Source organism: Vibrio sp. B1-2 (genome assembly GCF_963888445.1).
GTDB lineage: Bacteria > Pseudomonadota > Gammaproteobacteria > Enterobacterales > Vibrionaceae > Vibrio > Vibrio anguillarum.
On sequence record NZ_CAWPJH010000003.1, the window covers coordinates 89,575 to 108,375 of the forward strand.

General features: G+C 42.8%; 19 protein-coding genes. 9 read left to right on the forward strand and 10 right to left on the reverse strand.

Going from position 1 to position 18,801, the window contains the following annotated elements; all coding sequences use genetic code 11:
• Nucleotides 1-59: 59 nt before the first annotated feature.
• Nucleotides 60-1,577: a DUF3612 domain-containing protein gene (locus AACQ75_RS01780; RefSeq protein WP_013868076.1), complete on the reverse strand. Its 1,518-nt coding sequence runs from the start codon at nucleotides 1,575-1,577 to the stop codon at nucleotides 60-62.
• Between the two features lie 161 nt (nucleotides 1,578-1,738).
• Between AACQ75_RS01780 and AACQ75_RS01785 the strand changes: the two genes are divergently transcribed.
• Complete coding sequence (locus tag AACQ75_RS01785) at nucleotides 1,739-2,317, forward strand: hypothetical protein (protein WP_170889374.1); 579 nt, start codon at nucleotides 1,739-1,741, stop codon at nucleotides 2,315-2,317.
• A gap of 118 nt (nucleotides 2,318-2,435) precedes the next feature.
• On the opposite strand, the gene AACQ75_RS01790 is transcribed toward AACQ75_RS01785, so the two are convergent.
• On the reverse strand, nucleotides 2,436-3,452 hold the full coding sequence (locus AACQ75_RS01790) for a GGDEF domain-containing protein (protein ID WP_170889375.1): 1,017 nt from the start codon (nucleotides 3,450-3,452) through the stop codon (nucleotides 2,436-2,438).
• 232 nt (nucleotides 3,453-3,684) lie between these two features.
• Between AACQ75_RS01790 and AACQ75_RS01795 the strand changes: the two genes are divergently transcribed.
• The gene (locus AACQ75_RS01795; protein ID WP_017045994.1) at nucleotides 3,685-4,062 is read left to right on the forward strand and encodes an MmcQ/YjbR family DNA-binding protein; all 378 of its coding nucleotides are present in this window, start codon (nucleotides 3,685-3,687) and stop codon (nucleotides 4,060-4,062) included.
• Here AACQ75_RS01795 and AACQ75_RS01800 read toward each other — a convergent pair.
• A complete protein-coding gene (locus AACQ75_RS01800) occupies nucleotides 4,059-4,976 on the reverse strand; it encodes a chemotaxis protein (protein ID WP_170889376.1) in 918 nt (305 codons plus the stop codon). The two genes, AACQ75_RS01795 and AACQ75_RS01800, sit on opposite strands and share 4 nt — an antisense overlap.
• A 185-nt stretch (nucleotides 4,977-5,161) precedes the next feature.
• Here AACQ75_RS01800 and ppiC point away from each other — a divergent pair, with 185 nt between their 5' ends.
• Together ppiC and AACQ75_RS01810 are read left to right on the forward strand one after the other, a co-directional pair.
• Nucleotides 5,162-5,440, forward strand: coding sequence for a peptidylprolyl isomerase PpiC (gene ppiC / locus AACQ75_RS01805; RefSeq protein WP_026027858.1), 279 nt, complete (start codon nucleotides 5,162-5,164; stop codon nucleotides 5,438-5,440).
• A gap of 374 nt (nucleotides 5,441-5,814) precedes the next feature.
• Nucleotides 5,815-6,486 (forward strand): LuxR C-terminal-related transcriptional regulator, encoded by a 672-nt coding sequence (locus AACQ75_RS01810; protein WP_170889377.1) that lies wholly within the window; start codon nucleotides 5,815-5,817, stop codon nucleotides 6,484-6,486.
• Nucleotides 6,487-6,556: 70 nt separating this feature from the next.
• Here AACQ75_RS01810 and malK read toward each other — a convergent pair whose 3' ends face one another.
• Nucleotides 6,557-7,675, reverse strand: a complete 1,119-nt coding sequence (gene malK / locus AACQ75_RS01815; protein ID WP_017045996.1) for a maltose/maltodextrin ABC transporter ATP-binding protein MalK — start codon at nucleotides 7,673-7,675, stop codon at nucleotides 6,557-6,559.
• A 657-nt stretch (nucleotides 7,676-8,332) separates the two neighbouring features.
• On the opposite strand from malK, the gene malE reads away from it, so the two are divergent.
• The 3 genes from malE (at nucleotide 8,333) to malG (ending at nucleotide 12,068) form a co-directional block, all read left to right on the forward strand.
• The gene (malE, locus tag AACQ75_RS01820; RefSeq protein WP_026027705.1) at nucleotides 8,333-9,514 is read left to right on the forward strand and encodes a maltose/maltodextrin ABC transporter substrate-binding protein MalE; all 1,182 of its coding nucleotides are present in this window, start codon (nucleotides 8,333-8,335) and stop codon (nucleotides 9,512-9,514) included.
• A gap of 76 nt (nucleotides 9,515-9,590) precedes the next feature.
• Nucleotides 9,591-11,165, forward strand: a complete 1,575-nt coding sequence (gene malF, locus AACQ75_RS01825; protein WP_088733512.1) for a maltose ABC transporter permease MalF — start codon at nucleotides 9,591-9,593, stop codon at nucleotides 11,163-11,165.
• 12 nt (nucleotides 11,166-11,177) lie between these two features.
• Nucleotides 11,178-12,068: a maltose ABC transporter permease MalG gene (malG, locus tag AACQ75_RS01830; RefSeq protein WP_010317575.1), complete on the forward strand. Its 891-nt coding sequence runs from the start codon at nucleotides 11,178-11,180 to the stop codon at nucleotides 12,066-12,068.
• A 319-nt stretch (nucleotides 12,069-12,387) separates the two neighbouring features.
• Here the strand turns inward: malG and AACQ75_RS01835 are convergent, their stop codons facing one another.
• Nucleotides 12,388-12,633 carry a hypothetical protein gene (locus AACQ75_RS01835; protein ID WP_017045998.1) on the reverse strand — a complete coding sequence of 82 codons (246 nt, stop codon included), beginning with the start codon at nucleotides 12,631-12,633 and terminating at the stop codon, nucleotides 12,388-12,390.
• Nucleotides 12,634-12,726: 93 nt separating this feature from the next.
• Nucleotides 12,727-13,212 carry an acyl-CoA thioesterase gene (locus AACQ75_RS01840; protein WP_026027856.1) on the reverse strand — a complete coding sequence of 162 codons (486 nt, stop codon included), beginning with the start codon at nucleotides 13,210-13,212 and terminating at the stop codon, nucleotides 12,727-12,729.
• A gap of 300 nt (nucleotides 13,213-13,512) precedes the next feature.
• Here AACQ75_RS01840 and AACQ75_RS01845 point away from each other — a divergent pair, with 300 nt between their 5' ends.
• Complete coding sequence (locus AACQ75_RS01845; protein WP_013868065.1) at nucleotides 13,513-14,094, forward strand: acyl-homoserine-lactone synthase; 582 nt, start codon at nucleotides 13,513-13,515, stop codon at nucleotides 14,092-14,094.
• A 3-nt stretch (nucleotides 14,095-14,097) separates the two neighbouring features.
• On the opposite strand, the gene AACQ75_RS01850 is transcribed toward AACQ75_RS01845, so the two are convergent.
• The 4 genes from AACQ75_RS01850 to AACQ75_RS01865 form a co-directional block, all read right to left on the reverse strand.
• Nucleotides 14,098-14,820 carry a helix-turn-helix transcriptional regulator gene (locus tag AACQ75_RS01850; protein WP_017044271.1) on the reverse strand — a complete coding sequence of 241 codons (723 nt, stop codon included), beginning with the start codon at nucleotides 14,818-14,820 and terminating at the stop codon, nucleotides 14,098-14,100.
• Between the two features lie 139 nt (nucleotides 14,821-14,959).
• Nucleotides 14,960-15,721 (reverse strand): DeoR/GlpR family transcriptional regulator, encoded by a 762-nt coding sequence (locus AACQ75_RS01855; RefSeq protein WP_013868063.1) that lies wholly within the window; start codon nucleotides 15,719-15,721, stop codon nucleotides 14,960-14,962.
• A gap of 196 nt (nucleotides 15,722-15,917) precedes the next feature.
• On the reverse strand, nucleotides 15,918-16,835 hold the full coding sequence (locus AACQ75_RS01860; RefSeq protein ID WP_170889378.1) for a sensor domain-containing diguanylate cyclase: 918 nt from the start codon (nucleotides 16,833-16,835) through the stop codon (nucleotides 15,918-15,920).
• A gap of 129 nt (nucleotides 16,836-16,964) precedes the next feature.
• Nucleotides 16,965-17,864 carry a DMT family transporter gene (locus AACQ75_RS01865; RefSeq protein WP_170889379.1) on the reverse strand — a complete coding sequence of 300 codons (900 nt, stop codon included), beginning with the start codon at nucleotides 17,862-17,864 and terminating at the stop codon, nucleotides 16,965-16,967.
• A gap of 99 nt (nucleotides 17,865-17,963) precedes the next feature.
• Here AACQ75_RS01865 and AACQ75_RS01870 point away from each other — a divergent pair, with 99 nt between their 5' ends.
• The gene (locus AACQ75_RS01870; RefSeq protein ID WP_026028665.1) at nucleotides 17,964-18,752 is read left to right on the forward strand and encodes an AraC family transcriptional regulator; all 789 of its coding nucleotides are present in this window, start codon (nucleotides 17,964-17,966) and stop codon (nucleotides 18,750-18,752) included.
• Nucleotides 18,753-18,801 lie beyond the last annotated feature (49 nt).

Sequence of the window (18,801 nt, forward strand, 5' to 3'; positions counted from 1 at the left end):
CTTATTAATAGCCAATCATACTTTTTGTGATTGGCTTTTTTTATTTTTACGCTCTGCAACTAGCCAGCGCATTTCTCATAGCAGCTTGGTTTTCTTGGACAGACAGCACCGCGTGAGCAGATTAAGCGCGCATTATTTTCAATTCCGCGTTCAATCCAATTAATATTAAGAATTTTAGCAATAGTCGTGAGATCTTTTTTAATATGTCTTGGAATAAGAGAGCTTCCGCCGTTGCTGACGCATAACGCTTTGAGCTCCTCAGCAATTGAGTGAGCATCCCCACCTTGTGCATTGATGGCTGGATTCAAATCTATTCCAGCGCATAGCACTCGATTATTGCCTGCTGGATCGATCATATTGACGGATTCACAGCAATATATTCTCGGCTCATCACCTACATTCAAAATCGAAATTTGCGCAGAGCTGCCACTTTTCGGCTCTGAAAGACGTCTAAACACGGCCCAATGCTGGCAAGGGTCATTCACTTTACGCATATTCCCCCACGGTAGAGGGATCCCATTACCACGATAAACCGCTTTTAATTTGCCTTCACCATAAGCATCGAAATAGTGCCAATGCGGATAGGGTGACACGACCGTCATGCGTCTCATCGCAACGGAAGGAGAAACCCCTGCTTTCAAATGTACATCGATTTCGTAGCCGCTGCGATCAAGAAGTTGTCGATAAGGCACTTTGGGGCACAGTAGTGCGCCAGCAAAAAAACTCGATTCAAAATCTCGCCATGCCTGAAGGATATCTTGGGAATTTAATTCACAGGTGGCGGTGGCATCAGGCGTTTCCTCCCAACTGTTTGTGTGGCCAACCGTTAAGACACTTTTTAGTCCCTCTTTGCTGTGCAGAATATTGTGGCCAATATACACCGCGAGGTCGTACTTTAGGCGAGTTGGGTACTCACGTAGAATTTCATTGAGGTAGATCGTGCATGGTGGTTCAAAAAAAGAGGTAATAAGTTGTTTGGCGCTAACACCAAGCTCATCAACAACATCTTGCGGGGTTCTCGTGACCCAGCGGATAACCAAACCAAGGCTTTTGGCGATGTCGATCAGATCTTCAACAGCTAAGTTTAAGCGTTTTAAACCCACTTCTTCTGCTGCTCGCTCAAGATCTGGGAAGTGGTTTTGTAAACTCTCTTGGTGAGCACGGATCAATAGATGAGCAAACTGTTTGCCAGTGATCCCGGTTTGGGAAAGCATCTCTGGGATTGCGATTTGTAAAATATCATTTGAGAATAAAAAGCTAGGTTCAAGAGCCATACCGCTGATCCCACCTCTGTTACCCTTGTCAGGAGTAATATCCGTTTGACCTGGTTCATCATCTAAAAACCAAGCGGGATCTTTTTGGAAAACTTGGGCAATGACCTCCAACATATCAACACTAGGCACCCGTTTTCCACGCTCAATCATCGAAAGGTATGAAACGGAGGGGGCGTATTCTGGGTTGATACGAATACAGCGTGCCGATAAGTCTTCCATCGTTAGGTGATTGCGCTTTCTTAAGTTTCTGACTTTTGTCCCTAAGAAATGTGACTGACGAACTAAGCTTTTTGATAAGGCCATTTTGTAAAATTCACACTGTAAAATTTTTGTTGTGAAATTGTAGTAAAAAATTGGTTAATCTACCAAGTAAGCAAGGTCACAAATTTGCACAAAGGTTAAACGCAAGTTTGGAATAATTGCTCTAGAACACAAAATGTTGAGTTACCTATAAGGAAAAGACGATGAATATGCTGACATTCGATAAAACAGAAATCCAAAAACTAGATAAACCCTTTATCGCTGAAGCCGTCTTCGCCGTCGAGACTATCAGTGCTAATCAACAAAATGAAAAGCAGAGTAGAGCGAAGCAACTACTCGATAGATTGTTCCCTTTGGCGACGGGCTCTCATCAAGATGTGACCAGTTATGTGATCGATTACCGCCATGTGTTGGCTTATTTCAAGGATGGGCGTCATAGTGGTTTGAAGCATCCAAAACATTTTGTTGCCTTCAATGGTGAAAAGGAGTCACCATGTTCGATCTTGTTCCGTGATGGAAGTGGTAGCCATGTTGAAGTGATGTTAGGCTGCACTAAAGGGACTGGGCGCGTTGAACTGATAGAGATTAATGATATTCAGTTAGAAACGTGTACCACATTTACCCAATCGGTGGAAGAAATGCCCAGCGCCGCAATGCGCCACTGGATAAGCCTAGTCAAAGGTGATGAAAAGGGTAAGCCTCAAGCTTGTAGTGAAGATAAGGAGTACACCGCAAAAGATGGTGAAGACTACCACTTAAACTACAGTTTTAACCTTGCTTAGGTTATAGATGCGTATTGGGATTAAATGGGGCGTGGTGCCCCTTTTACTTTTCTATCCATAAATTGAGGTTTATGGAAATTGTGATTGCTTTTCAGCTACCCATAAGAGGTTGAAGCGATTAAAGCGGCATAACACGGTTGCGGCCTAATTGTTTTGCTTCATAGAGCAGTTTATCGGTTCTTTCTATCAAAGACTCGGGCGTATCACCTAGTTGTAATTCTGTCACACCAAAAGAGGCGGTAATATTACCAACTTGGTTTCCTGAGCGGCGATCCTTCACGCTCATTTTTTCTATCGAACGGCGCAGTGATTCTGCAAACTGTCTGGCAATGCGCAGTGTTTTATTTGGAACAATTAAAACGAACTCTTCGCCGCCAAATCGGTAGGCGGTAATGCCATCTCGACAGCTACTCTGAAGCTTTTTAGCGATGCCTTTGATGACGGTGTCACCAAATAGGTGGCCATAATTGTCATTAAAAGATTTGAAGTGATCGATATCTAATAAGATCAGGCTTATTGGTTGCTGCGCGCTTATTAGGGTAAAGAGATCATCATTGAACGAACGGCGGTTATATAAACCGGACAATCCATCGAATAAAGCCTCTTTTTGCACCTCGGCAAGCTGCTCTTTCAGTCGATGAATTTCTTTACTGGCACTATTAAGTTGACCATTTAGAAACTGAGTTGAATGGCGAATATCTCGCGATTCAGTGACCAATTGGCGAACCACTTTCATCACCTCTTCGATCGATAAATCATCGTTTTCGACTCGTTCTAATTCGCTAAAACTTTTATCAATCACTCTGGCAAATTCGCTGGTATCGGTTAGGGTATCTGACATTGAACTTGCGACTTCATTGACTAACACTTCAATGTTGTTGCGTAGCGTGCTTAAACTGGTTTCAGAGCGCGATGCGACATAGCTGTTATAGAGTTGAGAGCTTGCCGCGGGAGGACAAAGGCCAAAGTTTTCCAATACAGAATCGAGTTCTCGATTGAGTTGAGGTATGGCGTTGTCAACATAGGTATACCAAAGTGCATAGTTAGCAGGTGTTGCCGCCACATGATTTTTCATCATCAACGGTACTGCTTTTTTTAAATTGGCTGTAGATCTCTTAAAGTCGTCGCTGGTCATTATCGTAAAATTAATAGACAGTCACAGATATTCATACCGCTAAGATTAGCGGATATCCCAAAGTTATGCGCTAAAAAAATGCAACTAAAGTTTGAAGTTGAATTTTTATTTACAGTGAACAATCGATTCTTGATGTAGATCAAACACAACAGACAGACATAGTAGGGGGTTTTTTATATATTGAATCGCTGAATGATTAAAATAAGTTGGTTACTGAATCAAGGAGTAATAGATGGAGATGTATGATATTGAATCATTTTTGGATATTTTACCTCAGGTAGAAAGTAGCTATCCGTTTGGTCCTGACGCGTTGGTTTTCAAAATTCGCGGTAAAATGTTTGCCTATACTTCTCAGTCGAGAGAAGAGCCGTTTGTGACATTGAAGTGCACTCCCGAAGATGGTGAAGTTCTGACCAGTGCCTTTTCCGCTATTCGTCCTGGTTATCATATGAATAAAAGACACTGGATCTCCGTTAAGTTAAACGGAGATGTTGACCAGATGATGTTAGAGGAATTATGTGAACGCTCTTATCAGCTTGTAGTGAGTAAACTGAAAAAATCAGATAGAGAAGCGCTTCAGGCTCTGTTTGTGCAAGCAAAACTTGATTAAGCGGTATCCTTACGTTGTTCCAGTTTTTTTGCGCCACGCAGCATCGCTTCTATTAATTCTGTCGCGTTAAATTTTTCCAAAGCTTCGTGGGCTCCGACTTGGTGAGCTCTATCCAAACAGATCTCACTGGAAAGCGAGGTGTGAAGAATACAATAAGCATGGCTCAGCATTGGATCATTTTGAACCTCAAAGGCCAGTTCATATCCATCGAGGCCCGGCATTTCAATATCACTGACCAGCAAATCGATCGCACGTTGATGTTGAGCGTCTTGACGCATCAGTTCAATGGCATCAAGCCCATTTTTACAGATTTGGTAAGGGATGTTGATACTGTCTAAGGCATCTGACAATTGTTTACGTGCAATAGATGAATCATCCACCAGTAAAATACGCAGTGCTTTTAATCGCTCACGTTCAATATCAGTCAGCATCGGGATCTTAGTTGATTCATACTGTGGATAAATTTTTGAAAGTAATAATTCGACGTCAAGTAACTGCACAATCTGTTTTTGATAGCGGGTTATGCCAGTGATAAAAACGTCTTTTCCCGCCACTGCAGGTGAAGACTCGATTGTTCGCCAGTCACACTCGATGATTTTCTCAATGCTACGTACCATAAACGCAACTACAGTTCGCAGGCAGTCCGTCACGATTAAGTAGCATTGTTTATATTCGCTAGGTTGAATTGCTCTAAAGCCAATGGCGGCAGCCATATCAATGACAGGTACCGTCAAGTTACGGATAGTCACCGTTCCGATCACATGGTGATGAGAATATGGGATTTGTGTCATTGGCATGTAAGGGACAATCTCTCGTACTTTCAGAGTCCCGATAGCAAAAAGCTGTTTCTGAGCGTTCAATGTGAACATCAACATGCCTTGGGATTGGTTTGCCTTACTGGGGGTTTTAGCCATAACACCTTACTCAACGTTGTTTCTTATGCTTAATACTAAACGATCTCTTACTGACGGCAATGCGTTAAATGCAAATAAACAGTATAACCGTATGTTTATTGATCTTTTGCACTCTTACATTGGGGCTGGACTCTTGAAAAGCATCCGTTACACTATTTGCAGTAGCAAATTTATTGAGAAAAATGATGGCAAGAACGGCAGCGGCTCTTCACATTTTAGTGAAGCATAAAGAACAAGCTGAAGATATTATCGCTCAGTTAAAAAAAGGAGCGAAATTTCAAACATTAGCCAGAAAATATTCTACCTGCCCTTCGGGTAAAAAAGGGGGCGATCTGGGTGAGTTTCGTCAGGGGCAGATGGTACCTCAATTTGATAAAATCTGTTTCACTGGAGAGGTACTGACACCCCATTTGGTGAAAACCAAGTTTGGTTGGCATGTTGTAAAAGTTCTATATCGGACCTAGCCTCAATAGGGTGATTTTCTCATCGACGTTGATTTTTAAAGTAATGGCCAATGAGCAGTGAGTGCCACGCTTTTTCTCAAAACCAGAAGTGCGTGGTGCTTTTCATTCGTTAGGAATGACACTCGATTCTTTATCTTTTTATTCCATTACCTTTTATAGAATGGCCTACTACACCAAAACTACTTCAAGTAGTAAGGTATATAAATAAAACAGTCATTTGTTCTCATAAATAAGAATGCACAATAACTTCATGAATTAAATGGATTTATTCATGAGGTTTTTTATTAAAATGAGAGCGGGTTATTTTGAGATATTGACTTATAGTCGCTTAACGTTAGTTTTATCAAGTGAGCGGTATGATCTAGGAGTTTAAAATGAGTGAAGAAAAAAAAATTAACGTTCGATTGCTTTCTGATGTTTGTATGCAGTCTCGCTTACTTAAAGATTCGCTAGAGTCAAAGTTGCCGATTAGTATTGATATCTCTCCGCTTTGCGATACGTGGATGAATGATAACAGTCTATCATCCTATAAAATTCAATTGGTTATTATCGACTATTCTCGCGTTGATGAAAATAATTTTGCTGATTACTCAGCATTTAAACGCTTATCCTACCCTGATGCAAAAGAAGTGCTTATTAATTGCCCGCTAGATATTGAACCTAAAATGCTCTTTAAATGGCAGAATCTTGTGGGTGTATTTTATACCAATGATCAGCTTGAATCTTTAGTTAAGGGCATGGAAAAAGTGCTTGATGATGAAATGTGGTTTAATCGAAAATTGGCTCAGGAATATATACAGCATTATCGTGCAGGTAATTCATCTATTACCTCTCAAGCTTATGCTAAATTAACGAAAAGAGAGCAGCAAATAATTAAGCTACTTGGCTGTGGTGCATCTAATATGCAAATTGCAGATGAGTTGTTTGTAAGTGAAAATACAGTAAAAACACATTTACATAATGTATTTAAAAAGATAAATGCTAAAAATAGACTTCAGGCATTATTATGGGCAAAAGATAATATTGGCATTGAAGAGTTTAATTAAATTTTATTTATTTTTAAATAAGACAGCCCCTTTGATAGGGGCTGTCTTATTTTCTTAACTGAATTTCTTTTTATTCGGCTTCGATGCCTTTTTCTTTGTAAAGGCGGCGGCATGCACGTCCATCGCTGTGGAAGAGGTGGCAGCGATGCCCAGGAATACCAATTGTCAATGTATCACCTGTTTCAACGCCCAAAGTATCAGGCTGGCGGTAAATTACATCAGAATCAGAGCCTTTCAAGTTCATGTAGACTTGTGTTTCATTACCGAGTTTCTCAACCATCATCACCTTGCCTTCAATTTTCGCGTCGCCATCTTCAGCGCTCAGCAAGTGCTCTGGACGCACACCTAATGACATACGCTCGCCGCGAGTGATCGTGGTGCCATCGACCAAAATCCAAAATGAGGTTCCATTAGATAGTTGAACTTTCACGCGTTCGGCTTCGACATCTTCGATGAATACGCTCATGAAGTTCATTTTAGGAGAACCGATGAAGCCTGCGACGAAACGATTTTCTGGGTAATGATACAACTCAAGTGGTTTGCCTACTTGTGATACGAAACCAGCATCCAAGACCACGATTTTGTCAGCCATTGTCATTGCTTCGACTTGGTCATGGGTAACGTAAATCATAGTGCAGCCCAATTTGCGTTGCAGTTTGGTTATCTCTGAACGCATCTGTACGCGCAGCGCTGCATCTAGGTTAGACAGCGGCTCATCAAGCAAAAAGACATTCGGTTGTGAGACTAAAGTACGCCCAATCGCGACACGCTGACGTTGGCCACCTGAAAGAGACTTAGGTTGACGTTCAAGCAAATGGCTGAGCTGGAGAATATCGGCGGCGTGCTCAACACGTTGCTCGATCTCCTTTTTATCGGCTTTGGCCAACTTTAGGCCAAAAGACATGTTGTCGAAAAGATTAAGGTGCGGGTAGAGCGCATAGGATTGAAATACCATGCCGACGCCACGTTTAGAAGGTTCAACATCATTCATTCGCTTATCGCCAATAAACAAGTCACCCGAGGTGATATCTTCTAGGCCTGCGATGCAACGCAGTAGAGTGGATTTCCCACAACCTGACGGACCGACAAAGACGACAAATTCGCCTTCTTGAATTTCTAAGTCGACATTTTTAGAAATTAATACATCACCGTATGCTTTACATACATTTTTTAACGTGACACTCGCCATAGAGCTCGTCCTCGATCAATATTTTTTATAAATCACTGCCCATCATTATATGAGTTTTCTTGCAGGCAATGACAGCAGGAATTGGGTAAGGTGGTTAATAATGTAAGAAAAAGGGTGATGTCTTCAAATTAAGGGAGTTTGAAGAAAGCATCACCCATCCATGCCAATGATTTAGTTCACTTCCCCTGCACATTGAGCGTCTCCCCCGTTATAAAATCAATTACCACGAACGCTCATTTATGACAGCAAACCAATCTAGCGATGTAAGCCAGTAAACGATGAGTTACTGGAAAAGGCTCTTACTATCCACTCTGGGATGACTGTATTTTGTGTGATGTGTGTGTTTGATACATCCTCCTAATTGAGTTTTTTATAGGGGGGAGTAGCGATGGATGCGATGGAGGAGGGGTTTAAGGGCTGAGTTAGATCCAGTTCAAATAATTAATGGCTGTTAAGTGGAAGCATGTCACAAAAAGGTATTTTTTTGTGATTGAGCTCTCTAACCTTGAGCGATGATGATCACGAAAATAGTCCATAATATCGAGGGCGTAGGGCGTAGGAGGATGAGTCAAGTTAGGTTTTCTCTGATTATATATGACGAAATACGGCGAAACCTGTTGGTGAGCCCTACAACACAAAAATAAAAAGGATATGAACATGAAAAACGCCCTAAGCACAGTCGCGCTAAGTACTCTAGTTGCTCTTGGTTCGTTTGGTGCACATGCTGCTATTGAAGAAGGACAACTCACCATTTGGATTAATGGTGATAAAGGCTATAACGGTTTGGCTGAAGTGGGTAAGAAATTTGAGGCGGACACGGGCATCAAAGTGACCGTGGCTCACCCTGACGCACTTCAAGATAAATTCCCACAAACCGCAGCAACGGGTGATGGACCTGATATTGTGTTCTGGGCTCATGACCGTTTTGGTGGTTATGCAGAAGCTGGCTTGCTGGCTGAAATTAAACCTTCAAAAGCGATTCAAGAGGGTATCGTGGATTTTGCCTGGGATGCGGTGAAATACAACGGTAAAATCATCGGCTACCCAGTCGCGGTAGAATCCTTGTCTCTCATCTATAACAAAGATCTTGTGCCAAACCCACCGAAAAGCTGGGAAGAAGTGGAAGCGTTGAACGCCAAACTTAAGAAAGAGGGCAAAACGGCCATCATGTGGAATTTGAAAGAACCGTATTTCACATGGCCTCTTATGGCGGCTGATGGCGGTTACGCATTCAAATACACGATTGATGGCTATGATGTGAAAGATGCGGGTATCGCGAATAAAGGCGTAAAAGACGCGATGAACTTCGTGAAAGGCTTAGTGGACAAAGGCGTGATCTCTCCGGATATGGACTACTCTGTTTCTGAAGCTGCGTTTAACCAAGGTAAAACGGCAATGACGATCAACGGTCCGTGGGCTTGGGGCAACATTGAAAAATCAGGCATTAACTACGGTGTGACGACATTACCGAAATTTAACGGGCAATCTTCCAAGCCGTTCGTGGGCGTATTGACGGCTGGTATCAGCACCGCTTCTCCAAATAAAGATCTCGCGATTGAGTTTATCGAAAACTACTTACTCACCAATGATGGTCTGCGCATGGTCAATAATGACAAACCTCTTGGTGCGGTGGCTCTTAACTCTTTCCAACGTGAGCTTGATGCAGATACACGCATCGCCGCGACAATGGATAACGCAATGAATGGCGAAATTATGCCGAACATCCCTCAGATGAATGCATTTTGGGGCAGCGCGAAAAGTGCAATTATCAATATTGTAGATGGCCGCCAAACTGTCGATGCCGCACTGGCTGATGCAGAAAAACAAATGACTAAATAATTCGGTTTTGGTCCAGCCCTTAAGGAGAGGGTAACCTCTCCTTCATTTTACGTTTATATCGCTAGCAGGTTCTTCTATGCAGTCAGTTCAAGGTACAGATGTTTTGTCAGCACCCGAAACGGCACTTCCTTCCAGTAAAAATGTGCTCATTAAATGGGCATTATTAGGTACGGTTGGTATCGTTAACGGTTACGCCACTATTCTTATGTATTCTCGCGGTGAGCTCGCCTTTGCGCTGCTTACTCTCATTCTTACCGCTCTGGCCCTTTATATTTTCGGCAGTAAACATACTTACGCACACCGCTATATTTATCCGGGTATCGCGGGAATGATCTTATTCATCCTCTTTCCTTTGGCCTACACCGTTGGTCTGGCTTTTACTAACTACAGTGCTAAAAACCAACTCTCTTTAGAACGTGCACAAACCGTGCTGTTGGATCGAACTTATCAGGGCGGGGAAAGCTATCCTTTCACTCTATACAAAACGGAAAGTGGTTATCGAATTGCAATCGAAGATGGAGAGCAGACGCTCGCTACCGACGTGTTTTCCTTAAATGGCTTATCGGTGACCGATATGGACCTTCAACCTATTGAGGGTATTGAGGGCACCAAAGAGCCGATTAAAACCATTATTAATCACCGTGCTACGTTGAGCTCAATTGATCTGCATTTCCCTAGTGGTGAAGATGTACGCATGAGTGGCTTGCGCAAGTTTGCCGCCGTATCGCCGCTTTACACCATGCAAGATGATGGCGAAACGCTGGTCAATAATCAAACAGGCGAAATACTACGGCCGAATATGGATGTTGGCTTTTATCAACCAGTGGACGAAAGTGGTCAATTTATCGGTGCGACAGTATCGCCTGGTTTTGTGGTGAAAATTGGCACACATAACTTTGAGCGTGTATGGAAAGATGACGGTATTAAAGAGCCTTTCATCAACATCTTTATTTGGACGGTCGTTTTCTCGACTTTAACCGTGATTTTTACTCTCATGATTGGTTTGGTGCTAGCCAGTGTCGTGCAATGGGAAGAGCTTAAAGGCCGCGCCGTTTACCGAGTGCTATTAATCCTGCCTTATGCTGTTCCTGCCTTTATTTCTATTTTGATCTTCAAAGGCTTGTTCAACCAAAGCTTTGGTGAGATCAATATGGTGCTCAACAGTATTTTTGGCATTAGTCCTAGCTGGTTCTCAGACCCCTTTCTCGCTAAAAGTATGGTGCTGATCGTCAATACTTGGCTTGGTTTTCCTTACATGATGATTTTGTGTATGGGTCTTTTGAAAGCGATTCCAGAGGATTTATATGAAGCATCGGCGATTGATGGTGCAGGTTTTTTACACAACTTCACCCGTATCACATTGCCGCTCATGATCAAACCAATGACTCCGTTACTCATTGCGAGCTTTGCGTTTAACTTTAACAACTTTGTGATGATTCAACTTCTGACACAAGGTGGCCCGAATATGATTGGTACTTCAGAGCCAGCCGGTTACACCGATTTACTCGTAAGCTATACCTATCGTATTGCGTTTGAAGGAGCTGGTGGTCAAGACTTCGGTTTGGCTAGTGCCATCGCAACCTTGATCTTCTTACTTGTTGGTGGGTTAGCACTACTCAACTTACGTTTTACGAAGCTGTCACAGAATTAAGGAGTAATCGTTATGGCGATGGTACAAGGTCAATCTCTCAAATATCGCTTATGGGCGACTCATGTTGCTCTGTGGGCATTTTTATCGCTGATCATTTTTCCGCTATTGATGGTCATTGCGATTTCATTTCGTGAAGGGAACTTTGCCACGGGCAGTTTGATCCCAGATAACCCATCTCTAGAACACTGGAAATTGGCATTAGGTTTTGCTGTCACTAATGCTGATGGCTCTGTTACACCGCCGCCATTTCCGGTTCTGACTTGGTTATGGAATTCAGTGAAAGTAGCAGGCATTACTTCAGTGCTCATTGTGGCCCTATCGACAACGTCTGCTTATGCCTTTGCGCGCATGCGTTTTAAAGGTAAAGACACCATCCTAAAAGCGATGATGATTTTTCAAATGTTCCCAGCGGTACTGGCACTGGTTGCGATGTATGCACTGTTTGACAAATTAGGTCAATACATCCCATTTCTTGGCTTAAATACGCATGGTGGTTTAATTTTCTCCTACCTAGGTGGTATCGCACTGCACGTATGGACGATCAAAGGCTATTTTGAAACGATAGATAACTCATTAGAAGAAGCGGCTGCTTTAGATGGAGCTACACCATGGCAAGCCTTTAGACTGGTGCTGCTACCACTCTCTGTGCCGATTCTTGCGGTTGTGTTTATTCTCTCGTTTATTGGGGTGGTTGGTGAAGTACCAGTGGCATCTTTGCTACTTTCTGATGTAAACTCATATACATTAGCGGTGGGTATGCAGCAGTATCTTTATCCTCAGAACTATTTGTGGGGAGATTTTGCAGCAGCAGCAGTGTTGTCTGCTTTACCTATCACTGTCGTATTTTTGCTTGCACAGCGCTGGTTAGTCGGAGGACTTACGGCCGGTGGTGTGAAAGGATAATAACGATAGGGCGACCGTGAGGTCGCCCATATTGTATTAGCTTAACGTATTTGGTTTGGCCGCCGATCAGTTAAGTAATATGCAAATCTGGCGTTACGCATAGCTGGCTGTTAGCTTTATTCCTTACTATCCAACAAACTAACAGTTTTTGTAACCAAGACCCGAGCATTGCTTGGGTTTTTTTATATCTGCATTAAAGGGTGCTATTGGTAACGCACATGCAGTATATGATGAATTGAATGTCTCAAAAGTGAAATGGTGTTTGGATGCGACTCACATCTGAAATCTTCGTGTAACGTCGTAAAGGAAAGCTAAAAAATTAGAACTCACGGCTAGAAGGGGCGCAGCCTAAGTATTGCAAAAGGACATACAAACTCTCTTGTTGCAACGCAACGCGGCGAAACAGATCGGCGAAGGTATCATCTCCGCCAAAGCAGGCACGGATATAGTGGTTAATTTCTTGGGGCTGGTAGCCTTCAACGTAAAGCGTTCGGACCCAGTGATACTCAATTGACTTTGGGTCGACTAATGTTGATTCGCTCAAGGTAATCTCTCTGGGAGTCAAAGCCTTTTCCTATCATCGATGCAAAATTTCAGAGGGCTCGATTTAAGCAGATAAAGATGAAGAAAAAATGACAACTGAGCGCATCGTGGGTGGTTATTTTAAGTACTTAACGTGAGCTTCCATCTCTTCCCCTATCTCTTTACGCATGTTCATTAAGCGTATCGCTGATTGGCGTAGGGCAATATCTTCTGCTGTTTGCGGCACCCATTCGGGTATAGGGGTGGGCTTGCCTTGCCCATCGACAGCCACCATGATGACAATACAATGGGTAGTCAGCTGGTTTTTCAACTCTTTTGGATCGCTCGCTTGCACATCAATGGCAATATGCATTGAGCTCGTTCCCGTATAAATGACTTTTGCGCTGACTTCAACGAGGTTCCCTACGTGGATAGGAGCGACAAAGCGGATCCCTCCAGCATAAGCGGTGATGCAATATTTACCGCTCCAGCCTGCAGAGCACGCATAGGCCGCTAGATCTATCCATTTCATGACAGCGCCACCGTGGACTTTACCACCAAAATTCACATCACCGGGCTCTGCTAAAAAACGCAAAGTTATTGCACGTTGGCCACTACTCATTGGGGAATCCTTGTTTTTTATTAACGGAATCATAAATAACAAAGCGTTAACCAAACTGCAATATTATTTTGAATGCAGCAGATATAAAAAATCCTCTTAGTTGCCTAAGAGGATTTTTAAAGCCGAGCGGTACGAGTTATTTACTTTATGTTGTACCTTATTAAGCCAACTGAGCGTTAGTTATTCAGTTGCGTTAATAATAGTTTAAACAGTATTTCGACGTAACTGTTCGATCGAACAGGTTCTATCTCTTATGAGATTGTTTAGCGTGATTTCTCCAATAACCTAAGGAGAAGTCACATGACTATTTCAATTTATTCACATACCTTTCAAAGTGTCCCTCAAGCTGATTATGTGTCATTGCTGAAGTTACGCTATAAAGTTTTTTCGCAACGCTTGCAGTGGGAGCTAAAAACAAATCGAGGAATGGAGACTGATGAGTACGACGTTCCAGAAGCACACTATTTGTATGCCAAAGAGGAGCAGGGTCATTTAGTGGGGTGTTGGCGAATTTTGCCAACGACGTCGCGTTATATGCTTAAAGATACTTTTTCGGAATTACTCGGTGTGCAGCAAGCACCCAAAGCAAAGGAGATTTATGAGCTGAGTCGTTTTGCGGTCGATAAAGATCATTCGGCGCAATTGGGCGGCGTGAGTAATGTTACGCTGCAGATGTTTCAGTCGCTGTATCATCACGCCCAGCAATATCACATTAATGCCTATGTAACGGTCACATCGGCCAGTGTGGAAAAATTGATTAAGCGGATGGGGATCCCATGCGAAAGACTCGGTGATAAAAAAGTGCATCTTTTGGGAAGTACACGTTCTGTCGCTTTGCATATTCCAATGAATGAAGCATATCGTGCAAGTGTCAATGCATAAGCCTTATAAATAGGGATTGATATAGCCACCTAAAATAGCTTTAGTGATCGCTTGGTAGCGATTCGTCGCGCCAAGCTTTTTACAAGCATTACTGAAATGGAACTTCACGGTACGTTCTGACGTATTAATAATCGTGGCAATTTCCCAAGCGCTTTTGCCTTCGGCCGCCCAAGCTAAGCATTGTACTTCACGTGCGGTGAGCACCGCTCTCGGTTTTGCGTCTTTATGGTAACGGGTGATGTTGCCAATATTATGAGCCAGTAACGGTACAATGAGCTGTGAGGTATGGATACTTTGTTGATTCAAATCGTAAGACTTGGTATCTGAGGTTGCAAAACTTATCATGCCAAATTCCCCCCTAAGCCCATGGATTGGAATGCTAAATCCCGCTTTGAGTCCATTGCAACGCGCCTCTTCGAAAATGACTCGTCCATCATCATTGACTCGTTTAGCGTCATCCCAGCGAATGGGCAAAAAATTGGTAATACTGTATTTGACAATTGGATCGATATGCATGAAGCCTGATTCATCATATTGCTGTCGCCAGCTATTGGGGTAATTGTCCGTGACAAGCGTTTCACTGGTTTTTAACGTGGGTTGAAAAGATAGGCCAAAGAGGAAAAATTCATGATCAATTAAGTTATTGAGCCCATTGAGTACATTTTCCAAATCATCGTGGCTAGTGATTTGTTGGTTCTCTTGGATCAGTCTCAGAATTTTGTACATAAGCCGAAAGTTCTAGATTGCGTCGTACTATATTGGCATTTATATCAAAAAAAACCGTAACAGTACGAGCAAATAATGAAATAGTTTATCTATTTGGCGGGAAAATCTAGTTCAAATGTCGGTTTTGGCTGCAATCTATCTATACCACCTGAATGGTTACTTCATTTTCACGAGCGAATGCATCAATTTCTTCTGGTGGTTGAGCATTGGTAATGATCAAATCTACATCGGCAATTGTGCCTAGCTTCACCATGGCATTACGCCCGAATTTACTGTGGTCGACACCGAGATAAACACAGCGACTATTTTCGATGATCGCCCGTTTGACTCTCACTTCGTGATAATCGAAATCTAAAAGTGAGCCATCATAGTCAATGCCGCTAATCCCTAAAATACCGAAATCGAGACGAAATTGTGAAATGAAATCCAAAGTGGCTTCACCCGTCACGCCACCGTCTTTATTACGCACTTCACCGCCCGCTAAGATGACATTGAAATCCGGTTTGGCCATTAAAATCGTCGCCACGTTAATGTTGTTGGTGACAATGCGCAGATTTTCGTGATTGAGCATTAATGCCCGAGCGATAGCTTCAGGTGTCGTGCCTATGTCGATAAAGAGCGTTGCGCCATCGGGAATGTGTTTGACTAGCTCGGCAGCCACTTTCTCTTTTTCTTGCTGATAAGTTACTTGGCGAGTGTGGTAAGAGGAGTTTTCAGAACTAGACGCGATGGTAGCGCCGCCGTGATTGCGTCGTAACTTATTGGCATCTGCAAGTTCGTTGAGATCTCGGCGGATGGTTTGTGGGCTGACATTGAATCGCTCGACTAAATCATCAGTACTCACAAATCCGTGTGTTTGAACTAATTCGATAATTTCTTGATGGCGTTTAACTGCTTTCACCTTAAATATCCTTATTCATTGAAGCTTAAATAGGTCAATACCTTGAATGCTTACTTTGCGTAAGGCACTACGACTTTGTGAGTGTACGGTTTAATCGATCAAATTCAATCATTAGTGAATGGGATACGCGAGTATTTGCTCGTTTTAAGTGATAATTCACATTAAACGAACATTATAGGCTCTTTATGGAACATAGTTATGTTTCTTGGAATGTGGCACATTGATTCCGTCCAGCGAGCTTGGCTTTATAAAGTGCTTTGTCTGAGCGGCGATAAATTTCGAAAAAATCGGCATCGCTACCCGCAATTTCAGAGATACCACAACTGATACTAAAGTGTGCGCCGTTGTCAAAAAATGCGTATGCATAAAATTCTTTACGTAAACGATCTGCCACTTGAAAGGCCTCATGCACATTGGCCTTATGCAAAACAATCAGAAACTCTTCACCACCAATTCTGCCGCAGGCGTCGCCATGGCGTGTGTGCTTTCTCGCCATCTCTGCTAACTGCCAAATCACGTCATCTCCTCGCTGGTGGCCATAGGTGTCGTTTACTAACTTGAAGTTGTCGATATCAATGGCAATACAACTTATCGGATAATGATCACGCTGAGCCAACGTAAATTCATTACACGCTTCTCGCCACAACTTGCGGCGATTGTAGAGCTGCGTTAAGTCATCGGTATTGGCCAGAGTGTGAAGCTGTTCTCGTAATTCGACAATATCGGTAATCTCAGTAGAAACACCGATAAGGCCAATCACTTCACCGGTTTGTGTACTTAGAATCGGTTTCTTTATTGCGCGGTAGACGCGTACTTTGGCATCAAATTTTGCTTGCGCACGTTCTTCACTGGTGAAGGGCTGCTTGGTATCAAATACCATTTTATCGCTGTGTAAAATATCGGCGAGCAGTTCATCTTGAAAAAAATCGTGATCAGTTTTGCCTTTGAGTTCTTCCAAAGTTGTGCCGAACAGTTTTAGTGTTAGCTGATTTGCATACAGATACTCACCTTGACGGTTTTTTACGAACACGTATGAACCGAGCTCGTTTAAAACAAGCTCATGCAAGGCAAACAAATTATTGCTATACACATCTTCTATGTTATCAAGAATCATTATCTGGCCACCAAATTTGCTAGGTTGCCTAACGGATCTGACGTAAAGGATCCCTCAATACATTTCATTTTTGTTTATTTTTATTCTTCTTCCATAAACATAGCTCGAATCGATACTATATGCTCAATTTTATGGTTGTATTGCGCTCTCGATAGCTGTTGTACGGCTTTTTGTCAGTTTTATTTGGGATAAAATAACCCCGGAAATTACCATCGTTCCACCTAAAAGATGGTAGTTTTGCACTGTTTCACCTAACAGGGTTGTGGCAAGCGAAACTGCTACCACAGGTAACAGATTCATAAACATCGCACTAGAGTCTGCACCAATTAAATCGATCGCTTTTACCCACATCCACGGAGCCAATAAGGATGCAGCGACAGAAGCGTAAGCGATTAGGGGCAGTGAGCCTTCCGTGGGCAGGAGATGTTCACTGGTCAGCCATAATGGTGTCAGCATTAAGACAGCAAACAACCCTTGCATATAAATAAGCGTCCAATTGCTTAGCAACATTTTCCACCGTTTAAGTAACACACAATAAAGTGCGTAAACGGTTGCAGCCACCACCATTAACGCATCACCATGTGTAATATCTTGATGCAAGAAGAAGCTCATATCGCCTTGACCTAGCATAAAAGCAAGCCCTGCGAGAGAGAGGACTCCTCCGATAACACTCAAAGCTGAAATGCGCTTATGGAGCAGAGGGACGCTGATGAACACACTGAGCAGTGGTACCAGCGAAGTGATCAACGACATATTTGATGCAGTAGTCGTTAGCCCTGCGTAATAGCCAAGAGACTGATTCAGTACCATGCCTAACATGGCTAAAAAAGCCAGTTTAGTTAAATGGGGCTTGATGATTACCCATTGGCGGATCACGGTAGGTAAGCAAAAGGGGGTTAGCAACAGCATCGCGACAAACCAGCGATAAAAACTCATCGCACTTGGTTCAATGGTTTCTGCGGCGAGCTTGTTGATGATAGAGTTACCACCCCAAATTAGAACCGTGAATAGTGGAAGAAGATATACCATGTGAGCCTCGTCGCAAATTGTGCTTTGAAGTATAGTGTGGCAGGTCTCTATAATTATATATATCTCCAAAACGACATTGCGAGCGATAGGAAGACAAGTTTGAAAAAAGCGCCTAGAAATCTTCACCCTTCACTATCGATTGACAGTGCGCCATCGGATGTCTTTATGAATTTCGATGCGTTTTTGTCAAACACAGAAACGCGAACTCATAGCCATCCATGGGGACAAGTGCAGCTAATTTCCGGCGGGATTTTGGAAATGGAAGCGCAAGAAACGCGATTTCTCGCACCGCCTCATCTCGCGATTTGGGTTCCTGCGGGGGTGAAACACTGCAGCTATAATCGTAAGCCAATTGAATATTGTTCGCTCAATATTGATCGGGCTCTCACCCATGGTTTTCCCAAGCACACCAGTTTGATAAAAGTGACGCCCATCGTTTCTGCCATCATTGAGGATTTTCGATCGCGTGAAATCAGTGTGGCTCAAAACGCGCAAGATAAACGTTTAGTTCAAGTATTGCTCGACCAATTGGCAACGCAAGAAACGCAGCATCATTTTTTGCCTTCCACTAATCACAAATATTTAGCCCCGATTTTAGCGGCGGTAGAAGAAAATCCGACCGATGATACGACATTGGCTTTGTGGGCTGAAAAAGTACATACCACAGAGCGAACATTAGCGCGTCATTGCCAAACGGAACTCGGGATGAGTTTTACCGAATGGCGATTAAGAGTACGCTATCTCTATTCCATGGATTTACTGCGCACAGGACATTCAGTGAAAGAGGTAGCATTAACTCTTGGCTACAACCAAGCCAGTCCTTTTATTACTATGTTTAAAAAATACTCCGGTCAAACGCCGGAACAGTATAAAAATCGTTTGTTATAATATTGCTTAAGCGTATGTAGGCACTTCATCCTGATCAAACTATAAAGAA